Origin of the sequence: Streptomyces sp. (assembly GCF_036566765.1) — a bacterium.
Lineage (GTDB): Bacteria > Actinomycetota > Actinomycetes > Streptomycetales > Streptomycetaceae > Streptomyces.
In genome coordinates this window covers 1-9,442 of the sequence record NZ_DATCVQ010000262.1, presented here as the reverse complement: position 1 = coordinate 9,442, position 9,442 = coordinate 1, and the positions used below count along the sequence as shown (strand labels likewise).

Annotated in this window: 10 protein-coding genes and 1 pseudogene; all 11 read right to left on the bottom strand. The window is 71.0% G+C overall.

The window, feature by feature from the left end:
• Positions 1–206 (bottom strand): annotated as a pseudogene (locus tag VIU94_RS14795) (hypothetical protein); the annotation flags it as partial.
• An 11-nt stretch (positions 207–217) separates the two neighbouring features.
• Entirely contained in the window at positions 218–1,567 is a 1,350-nt protein-coding gene (locus tag VIU94_RS14790) for a nucleobase:cation symporter-2 family protein (protein WP_331911565.1), read from the bottom strand.
• A 464-nt stretch (positions 1,568–2,031) separates the two neighbouring features.
• Complete coding sequence (locus VIU94_RS14785) at positions 2,032–3,423, bottom strand: 8-oxoguanine deaminase (protein WP_331911557.1); 1,392 nt, start codon at positions 3,421–3,423, stop codon at positions 2,032–2,034.
• A gap of 174 nt (positions 3,424–3,597) precedes the next feature.
• Entirely contained in the window at positions 3,598–4,521 is a 924-nt protein-coding gene (gene pucL, locus VIU94_RS14780; protein WP_331911555.1) for a factor-independent urate hydroxylase, read from the bottom strand.
• A gap of 5 nt (positions 4,522–4,526) precedes the next feature.
• Positions 4,527–4,925, bottom strand: a complete 399-nt coding sequence (gene uraH / locus VIU94_RS14775) for a hydroxyisourate hydrolase (protein WP_331911553.1) — start codon at positions 4,923–4,925, stop codon at positions 4,527–4,529.
• Positions 4,925–5,434, bottom strand: coding sequence for a 2-oxo-4-hydroxy-4-carboxy-5-ureidoimidazoline decarboxylase (gene uraD / locus VIU94_RS14770; protein WP_331911551.1), 510 nt, complete (start codon positions 5,432–5,434; stop codon positions 4,925–4,927). Before uraD ends, uraH begins: the two co-directional genes overlap by 1 nt.
• Positions 5,435–5,589: 155 nt before the next feature.
• On the bottom strand, positions 5,590–5,928 hold the full coding sequence (locus tag VIU94_RS14765; protein ID WP_331911563.1) for a helix-turn-helix domain-containing protein: 339 nt from the start codon (positions 5,926–5,928) through the stop codon (positions 5,590–5,592).
• A 44-nt stretch (positions 5,929–5,972) separates the two neighbouring features.
• Positions 5,973–6,224: a thiamine-binding protein gene (locus VIU94_RS14760; RefSeq protein ID WP_331911561.1), complete on the bottom strand. Its 252-nt coding sequence runs from the start codon at positions 6,222–6,224 to the stop codon at positions 5,973–5,975.
• 49 nt (positions 6,225–6,273) lie between these two features.
• Positions 6,274–7,482, bottom strand: a complete 1,209-nt coding sequence (locus VIU94_RS14755) for an ABC transporter permease (RefSeq protein WP_331911549.1) — start codon at positions 7,480–7,482, stop codon at positions 6,274–6,276.
• Positions 7,479–8,279: an ABC transporter ATP-binding protein gene (locus VIU94_RS14750; protein WP_414720955.1), complete on the bottom strand. Its 801-nt coding sequence runs from the start codon at positions 8,277–8,279 to the stop codon at positions 7,479–7,481. The genes VIU94_RS14755 and VIU94_RS14750 overlap by 4 nt, the downstream gene beginning before the upstream one ends.
• Positions 8,280–8,347: 68 nt before the next feature.
• Positions 8,348–9,442: peptidoglycan-binding protein (locus VIU94_RS14745; RefSeq protein ID WP_331911547.1), on the bottom strand; the 1,095-nt coding region annotated here is incomplete at its 5' end.

The window sequence follows — 9,442 nt, the reverse complement described above, 5'->3', positions numbered from 1 at the left end:
GCGAGCGCCGCCGGGTCGGTGAGCATCCGCGGGCCGCGGGCGACGGTCACGCCGCGGACCGGCACGCCCGCCGGGCCGAGCTCCCGCTCGGCGATCGCGGTCATCATCTGCGTCGTCGCCGTGGAGGTGTTCGGGTTGATCAGCACGACGCCGGCCCCCGCCGCGAAGGCGGGGACCGGCTCGGAGGAAGAGGAAGGAGACCTCATGGACCTCATGCTCAGTGGACGTGCGCCGCCTTGGCGCCGGCGGTTTCGGAGATCTCGTCGCCCGGCTCCATCGGCGCGGTGACGGTGTCGTCGTCCCGGCTCCCGCCGATGTGGTTGAAGACCAGGTTGAGCAGGACGGCGGCGACGCAGCCGGTGGAGATGCCGGAGTCCAGGATGATCTTCGCGGTCTCCGGGAAGGCGTGGTAGAACTCCGGCTCCGTGATCGGGATGATGCCGACCGCGAGCGAGACGGCCACGATCAGGACGTTGTTGTCCTTCTCCAGGCCGGCCTTGACCAGGGTCTGGATGCCGCTGGCCGCGACCGAGCCGAACAGGACGACGCCCGCGCCGCCGAGCACGGGCCGCGGCACGACGGAGATCAGCGAGGCGGCCACCGGGGACAGGCCCATCAGGACCAGGAAGCCGCCGCCGCAGGCGACGACGAACCGGCTGCGGATCTTCGTCATCGCGACCAGGCCGATGTTCTGCGCGAAGGCGCTGCACATGAAGCCGTTGAACAGCGGGCTGATCGCGGAGCCGAGGGTGTCGGCGCGCAGTCCGGCCGAGATGGTCTTCTCGTCGGCCGGCCGGTCGACGATCTCGCCGAGCGCCAGCATGTCGGCGGTCGACTCGGTCATCGACACGAGCATCACGACGCACATGGAGATGATCGCGGCGAGCGCGAACTGCGGCGCGCCGAAGTGGAACGGGGTCGGGAAGCCGACGATGTCCGCCTGGGTGACCGGGCTGAAGTCGGTGACGCCGAAGGGGACGGCGATGACCGTGCCGAGGACCAGGCCGACGAGGACGGCGATCTGCTTCAGGAAGCCGCGGGTGAAGCGGCGCAGGACCAGCACCACCACGAGGGTGATCGCGGCCAGCGTCAGATAGGTGGTCGAACCGTAGTCCTCGGCCCTGGGGTTGGGCCCCTGCGCCCAGCCGAAGGCGACGGGCAGCAGCGAGACGCCGATCAGCGTGATCACCGTGCCGGTCACGACCGGCGGGAAGAAGCGGACCAGTTTCGAGAAGTAGGGGGCGGCTATGAAGCCGAGCAGTCCGGCGACGATGATCGCGCCGAAGATGATCGGCAGGGCGTCGCTCTTCTTGTCGGTGGTGTCGACGATCGCCAGCATCGGGGCGACGCCGGCGAAGGTGACGCCGTTGACGAACGGCAGCTTGGCGCCGATCTTCCAGATGCCGAGCGTCTGGAGGAAGGTGGCAAGGCCGGCGGTGAAGAGGCTGGCCCCGGTGAGGAACGTCAGCTCGGTGCCGGACAGGCCCACGGCCGCGCCGACGATGAGCGGCGGGGCCACCACGCCCGCGTACATGGCGGCCACGTGCTGGAGGCCGCTGGTGAACATCTTCAAGGGGGGCAGCGTCTCGTCGACCGGATGCTTGCTCCGGTCGTCTGGTTCGGCGTCTGCAGCATTGCGAACCTGGGGCTCAGCGGCCACGGCGGTTCCTCCGGTCGATTAAACGTCGGCGGTTGACGAGAGTGTCAGGGAGGTGGTGTGCGAGTGGTGCAGTGGTGCGCCTCACGGGTGCGACTCATGAGGTGGTGCGGTCCGCGTGACGAGGGGGAGCACGCGGTGGGTGCCCAAGGGAGAACTCACCGTCCGGGGGGCGTCGCACCGTTGGCGGTGCAAACACCCCCCGTCCGGCTGCCACGGGCCCCGCTCGGGTCCGTGGCGACCGGTCGAGGGCCGTCCCCCTCGACCGGACTCAGCCTCCGCGGCCTGCGAAGGGCCGCGGAAATCCGGGGTGGTGCGATGGTGCGGGGCGCCGTGGCCGGCCGGTCCGTACGGGCCGGCCACGGGCCGCCGGATCAGCCCTGCGCGGCGATCCGGGCGAGGCGCCGGGCCTCGGCGCGCGCGTCGCGGGCGATGGCCTCCTCGTCCGCGAAGAGCAGGCGGTTGTTCTCGACGATCTGCTTGCCGTTGACGAACGAGGCCGTCACCGGGGCCGCGGCGCCGAACACGATCGCGGAGACCGGGTCGGCGATCGAGGAGTGACCGAGGCCGTCGATCTTCCAGAGCACGAAGTCGGCGAGCTTGCCGGGCTCCAGGGAGCCGATGTTGTCGGCGCGGCCGAGCACCTGCGCGCCGCCGAAGGTGCCGAGGCGCAGCGCCTGGCGGGCGTTGAGCGCGGCCTCGCGGTGCGCGCCGAGGCGGTTGATCAGCAGCGCGTTGCGCAGCTCGGTGTGCAGCTCGCCGGACTCGTTGGACGCGGTGCCGTCGACGCCGAGGCCGACCGGGACGCCGGCCTTGAGCATGTCCGGGACGCGGGCGATGCCGGCGGCGAGGCGGGCGTTGGACGACGGGCAGTGCGCCACACCGGTCTTGGTCCGGGCGAAGGCGGCGATGTCGGAGTCGTTCATGTGGACGCAGTGCGCCATCCACACGTCCTCGCCGAGGAAGCCGGTGGACTCGAAGTAGTCCGTCGGACCCATGCCGAACAGCTCGTGGCAGAACTTCTCCTCCTCCACGGTCTCCGAGCCGTGGGTGTGCATCCGCACGCCCAGACGGCGGCCGAGCGCAGCGCCCTCCCGGAGCAGCTCGGTGGAGATGGAGAACGGGGAGCAGGGGGCCACGGCCACCTGGGTCATCGAGTCGAAGGAGGCGTCGTGGTGCTTCTTCACCGTCTCCTCGGTCGCGGCGAGCGCGCCCTCGGTGGTCTCGACGGCGAAGTCCGGCGGCAGGCCGCCGTCCTTCTCGCTGCGGTCCATGGAGCCGCGGGCGAGGGTGAAGCGGACGCCCATGTCCTTCGCGGCCCCGATGATGGCGCCGGACAGGTCGCCCGAGCCCTTCGGGTACACGTAGTGGTGGTCCATCGCGGTGGTGACGCCGCCGCGGGCCATCATCGCCAGCGAGCCCTGCGCGGCGACCCGGACCATCGACTCGTCGATCCGCGCCCACGTCGGGTAGAGGGCGACGAGCCAGTCGAACAGGTTGTGGTCGGTGGCCAGGCCGCGGGTGATCCACTGGTAGAAGTGGTGATGTGTGTTGATCAGGCCGGGCGTGACCAGATGACCGGTCGCGTCGATCCGGCGGACCACGTTCTCCAGGCCCTCGGGGGCACTGCCCGCGCCGAGGGACTCGATCCTGTTGTCGGCCACGACCAGGTATCCGGTGGCGTACTCGGTGTCGTTGGCGTCGACCGTGGCGATGGCCGCGTTCTCGATGACGATGCGCTGGGGAGCTGCCGAAGGTGCTGCCATGGCGGTGCTTCCTTCATTCCGGGAGGGTGTGACGGGCACGGCAGGACCCTAGGGGGATTTGAGTGCCGGAACCCTGTGACGGCTCCGGGTGCCGAGATGGGGAATGTCCAGGTTGCGGATGGTGGGCCCCCGCCCGGCTGCGGGCGGGGCGGGGGCGACCACTCGGCGCCGCGACTAGAGGTTGGTCGAGTCGACCGGGATCTGCGCCGTCGCGCCGTCACGCAGCACGGTGGCCTCGATGAGGCCGTACGGGCGGTCGGCGGCGTAGTAGACCTCGTTGTCGTTCTTGAGGCCGAACGGCTCCAGGTCCACCAGGAAGTGGTGCTTGTTCGGGAGCGAGAAGCGCACCTCGTCGATCTCCGAACGGTGGTTGATGATCCGCGAGGCCATCTGGTACAGCGTCTGCTGCAGGGAGAGGGAGTACGTCTCGGCGAAGGCCTGCAGCATGTGCTTCTTCGTCTCGGCGTAGGACTTCTCCCAGTTGGGCATCCGCTGCTCGTCGTCGGTCCAGTTGAACCGCCAGCGGCCCGACACCTGCGTGGCCAGGATGCGGTCGTACGCCTCCTGCAGCGTCGTGTACTTGTCCTTGATGTAGCCCCAGAACTCCGAGTTGGTGGAGTTCATGACGATCAGGTCCTTGAGGCCGGAGATGACCTCCCAGTTCTGACCGTCGTACGTGATCTGGGTGACCCGGGTCTCCTGGCCCTGACGGACGAAGGAGTGGTTCACCTCGTCGGCGCCGATGAACTTGGAGTTGGCCTCGGAGGACGCGATGCGGTCCCAGGCGTACTCCTCGATCCGGATCCGGGCCTGCTTGATGGGCTCCTGGCTGTTCACGAAGTGACGCGCCAGGTGGATGCCGAACTGCTCGGCCGACTCGATCCCGTACTCCTTGGCGAAGGCGTACACGGTGTTCTTGGTCGTGTCGGTGGGCAGGCAGTTGGCGTTGGAGCCGTTGAGGTGGACGTCGTCGAGGTCGCCGGAGAGGGCGACGGAGACGTTCAGGTCCTTGATGTGGTGGGTAGAGCCGTCCCGCGTGATCTTTACGACCCGGTTCTCAGCCTTGCCGTACTGGTTCTGTCCCAGAATGGTGGGCATGTCTGCTAGCTCCCTCGGTAAACGGAGTAGCCGAACGGGTTGAGCAGCAGCGGTACGTGGTAATGCTCGCCCGGCTTGACGGCGAACGTGATCGCCACCTCCGGGAAGAACGCACCGCTGTCCCGATTCGCGGGGGCGTCCTGCTGCGCCTCGGCTTGCTTTTCTTGCTTGCTCAGGAAGTACGCCTCGGTCTCGAAGTCGAGACGTACGTGGGTGGTGCCCTCCGGCAGCGCCGGCAGGTCCTTGCACCGCCCGTCGGCATCGGTGGCGGAGCCGCCGAGCGCCTTCCACTCCGCGCCGGAGCCCGAGCGGGCCGACAGGGAGATCGCGACGCCCTCGGCGGGGCGCCCGATGCTGGTGTCCAGGATGTGCGTGGACACCGAGGCGGTGGTTGCCGTGCTCATCAGTTCTCTTCCTCTACGAGACGGGTCAGCCGGATCCGGTTGATCTTGCCCAGCTCGGTGCGGACGATCTCCCGCTCCTGCTCGGGCGAGTTCTCGATCCGGTCCCGGACCGCGTCGCGCATCTCCTCACCGGACTTGCCGGTGGCGCAGATCAGGAAGACGTGGCCGAACTTGTCCTGGTAGGCCAGGTTGAGTTCGAGCATCTCGGCCTTGAGCTGTTCGGAGGCCCCGGCCATCCCGCTCTGCTCGCGGGAGGAGGTCGGGTCCCCGGCCTTCGGACGACCGATCGGCGGGTGGCCCGCCATCGCGTCGGCCAGATCCTCGGCGGTCAGTTCGGCCATGGCGGCGTCGCTGGCGAGGAAGAGGGCTTCGGCGGTGGCGTACGGGCGCTGGGCGAGAAGCTTGCTCCCCCATGCCGAGCTGGAGCACACCTCGTGGAGGGCTGCGACAGCGTCGCTGTCCGCCGAGGTGTTGAACCGGGTGAGACCCGGAGTCGTACCTGAAGTCACGGGAAGCCTCCGTGGCTGTTTTTCGCTGTGCGTCGGACGGGCTGCGGATAGCTAACGCCCTCCGCAACACCACGTCAACACTTTGTTGAAAACTCGGCCACACAAAAGCCGTCGTCCCGACATCTGGACGACGGCTCGTGCCGGAACATGATCAACTAGTCGCCCTTGGGGGCCTTTTCCCTGTTCAGGGCGGTCTCCCTGTTGAGGTAGTTGTACACCGTGAAGCGGCTGACTCCCAGGGCGCCGGCCACCGTCTCCACGCCGTGCCGCACCGAGAAGGCACCCCGTGCCTCCAGGATCCGCACGACCTCCTGCTTGGTCTTGCGGTCGAGCTGGGACAGCGGCATCCCGTGCCGCCGCTCCATGGCGGCCAGAATGTGATCCAGCGAATCGGACAGTTGCGGGAGCCGTACCGCGAGGACGTCCTCGCCCTCCCAGGACAGCACGACGTCGTCCTGCCCGGCCTGCTCGGGGCCCAGTATCTCCGCGCCCATGGCGTCGACCAGCGGCTTCACGGCCGCGACCAGCGGGTGCTCGGTCACTTCTCGCCCTCCCCGATCACGTTGACCTGGAGGGAGACCCGGGTGGCGCCGGCCGCCAGCGACTTGCGCAGCAGCGCGTCGACGGCGGTCAGCACCTCGTCGGCGCCCCCTTCCGCGGTGTTGCCGAAGGGGCCGACGTCGACCGCGTCCAGTTCGGCCGACTGGATGACTTCCCGGGCCACGACCGCATGCGCCGGCGCCTCGTCCAGGTCGAACGGCTCGGTCGTGAACTCCACTCTCAAACGCACCATGGCCCCACGCTACTGGCCGGGTGGCTGAAAACGGCAGCCGCCCGCGTCAGGCCGTGGCCAGAGCAGTGGTCGGCGAGACCCGGGCCGCGCGCATCGCCGGGTACAGCCCCGCCACCGCCCCGATCACCAGAGTGCCCAGCGCCGCGCCCACGACGGCCGTCGCCGGCAGCGCCACCGGCCAGCCGCGATGCTCCGCGTACCCGGTGGTGATGACCAGGCCGAGCAGCGCACCGCCGCAGCCCCCGAGCCCGGACAGCACCAGCGACTCGGTGAAGAACTGGTTGCGCACCTGGCCCCGGGTGGCGCCCAGAGCCCTGCGCAGCCCGATCTCGCCGCGCCGCTCCAGGACCGCGATGACCATGGTGTTGGCCACGCCGATCCCGCCGACCAGCAGGGCCACGGCCCCGATGCCGAGCAGCAGCCCGGTGAACGCCTCGTCCGCGGCCAGCTTGGCCGCGAGCGCGTCCGAGGGCCGGTCGACCCGTACCGCGTCCGGCTGCTCCGGATTGACCGTACGGGCCAGGACCGCGCGCACGTCGGCCACCGCGTGCTCCTCGGCGCGCAGGTAGAGCGCGGTCGGGCGGCCGTCGAACTCCAGGTTCCGCTGCGCGGCCTCGAAGCCGACCAGGACCGAGCTGTTCAGCTCCGGCGCGAGGACGGCCGGCTCCAGGACGCCGACGACGGTGAACTGCTTGCCGCCGACCAGGATCTGGAAGCCCGGCTCGGGCCGGACCACGCCCAGCCTGCGGGCCGCGGCGGAGCCGAGCACGACCGCCGGGTACCGGCCGGTGGCCCGGTTGAGCCAGGCCCCCTGAGCGGTGCGCACGCCCAGGGTGGCGAGCAGGTCGGGCTGCACCGCCACCACCTCCAGGGCGTTGGTCTCCTCCTTCGGGATCAGCTCGGAGCGGTAGACCTTGACGTCGATCGAGGCCACCGCGCTGGCCTCGGTGACCGGCGGGACGCGCCGGACCATGCCGGTGACCTGCGGGGGCAGCGCGGTCCTGCCGCCGGTCAGGGACTCCCCCGCCTCGACGCGCAGCAGGTTGGTGCCGAGCGTGTCCAAGGTGGCCTGGAGCTCGGCCCGGCTGGAGGTGGAGATGCCCATGACGGCCACCATGGCGGCGATGCCGATGGAGATCCCGGCGGCGGACAGCACCGCCCGCATCGGCTTGGCCCGCAGGCCGGACAGGCTCAGCCGCAGCACGTCGAGCGGCCGGAGCCGGGCGGGCCGGAGCGGCGGGAGGGACGAGCTCATCGGGTGTCCTCCTCGGGTGCCGCGGCTGTGGGACTCCCGTCCGGATGCGGGGGACGGCCGCCGCCTGGGGGTGTGCGACGGCCGCCGGTCTGGGGTGCGGGCCGGGCGCCGGTCGGAGGCGACGCGTCCGCGCCGTCGTCCGCGACCACGGCGCCGTCCCGCATCGTGACCCGGCGCGGGAGCCGGGCCGCGAGGTCCGTGTCGTGGGTGATCACCACGACGGTCGTGCCGTCCGCGTTCAGCTCCCGCAGCAGCTCGACCACGCTCGCCCCGGACGCCGTGTCGAGCGAGCCGGTGGGCTCGTCGGCGAGCAGCAGGCTCGGCCGGCCGGCCACCGCGCGGGCCAGGGCGACCCGCTGGCGCTCGCCGCCGGACAGCTCGTGCGGGCGGTGCGTCAGCCGGTGGCCGAGTCCGACCCGCCGCAGGCTCTCGGTGGCGGCGGCGATCCTGGCCCGCCGGGAGAGCCCGGTGTAGAGCAGGCCCTCCGCCACGTTGCCGACCGCGCTCACCCCGGGGGTGAGGAAGAACTGCTGGAAGACGAAGCCGATGTGCTCGGCCCGCAGCGTGGACAGCTCCCGGTCGGAGAGCCGGTCCACGTCGTAGCCCGCGATCCGCACCCGCCCGGCGGACGGTCGGTCCAGGGTGCCGATCAGGTTCAGGAGTGTGGACTTGCCCGAGCCGGAGGGGCCCACGACGGCGAGCAGCTCGCCCGGCCGGACGCGCAGCGAGACCTCGCGGACGGCGTGCACGGGCGGGTTGCCCGGATAGCTGCGGGTCACGCCCGCGAGCTCGATCACGAGGCGGTCGGCCGCGACGGCCGCGTCCGCCCCGGTGGCCGCCTCGGCGGTCACCTCACCGATGACGTTCACAGCGCCGGAATCCCCACCTTGAGTCCCTCGGTGACGCCCGTCCCGGACACCTCGACCCGGCCGCCGCTGAACAACCCGGTGGTGACCGGAAGGAGGCGGGTGGCGCCGTCGGCCGCGACGACCTGGACTCCGTGCCCGCCTTCCCGCAGGGCGAGCAGCGCGGAGACGGGCACGGAGAGCACCCCGCGCCGCCGTTCGCTCTCGGTCTGGACGCGCACGGGTGCGTAGGTGAGCGCGCCGGCGGGCTTCTGGTCGAGCAGGGCGATGCGCACGGTCACGGTCCGGTCGCCGCCCTTCTTGTCGCCGTCGTCCTTCTCGTCGTCCCCGCCGTCGCCGCCTCCGCCGACGACCGTGCCGACGGTGGTGACCTTGCCCGGAACGGGCGCGTCGCGGCCGGGCAGCAGCACCCCGACCTTCTTGCCCACGGGCAGCAGCTGCTGCTGCGACATGGTGGCTTTGACCGTCACCGAGCGTTCGGCGCTGGTGGTGGCCAGGACCGGGCTGCCGCTCTGCGCCTCGACGCCGGGCTTCCTGTCCGGCGCCCCGGCCCGTACCGCCTGCGGTGCGAACAGCACCCGGCCCAGCTCCAGCTCCCCGGTCTTCTTCAGCCCGAGGTCCTTCTGCCAACGCTTGATCGCGGCGGCCGTGCGCTCCGTGAACTCCTCGTCGACCGTGAAGCCGGTGTAGCCGAGGGCGGCGAGGTTCCGTTCCAGCTCCTTCACGTCGCCGCCGTCGGTCATGTCCTCCTTGAAGGGCCGGTACGCGGGGACGTCGCCGTACAGCAGGAGCACGGGTTTCTCGTCCAGGCGGTACAGGACCTCGCCCCGGGCGACCTCGGTCCCCGGTGCGGCGACCCAGGTCACCGTCCCGGTGAGCCGGTTCGGCAGGAAGACCTCGTCGCCGTACTGGAGCGTGCCGTCGAGGGTGTCCGAGGCGGTGAGGTCGCCGCGGGTGATCGGGGCGGTGGCGGGGGGCTGCGTCCGGTCGCCCGGCGTCTCCTCCCCGCCCCGGTCGGTCAGCACCACCGCACCGGCCGCGGCGACGGCGGCGACGGCCACGGCCGACGCGAGGAGCGCACGGGTACGGCGCGG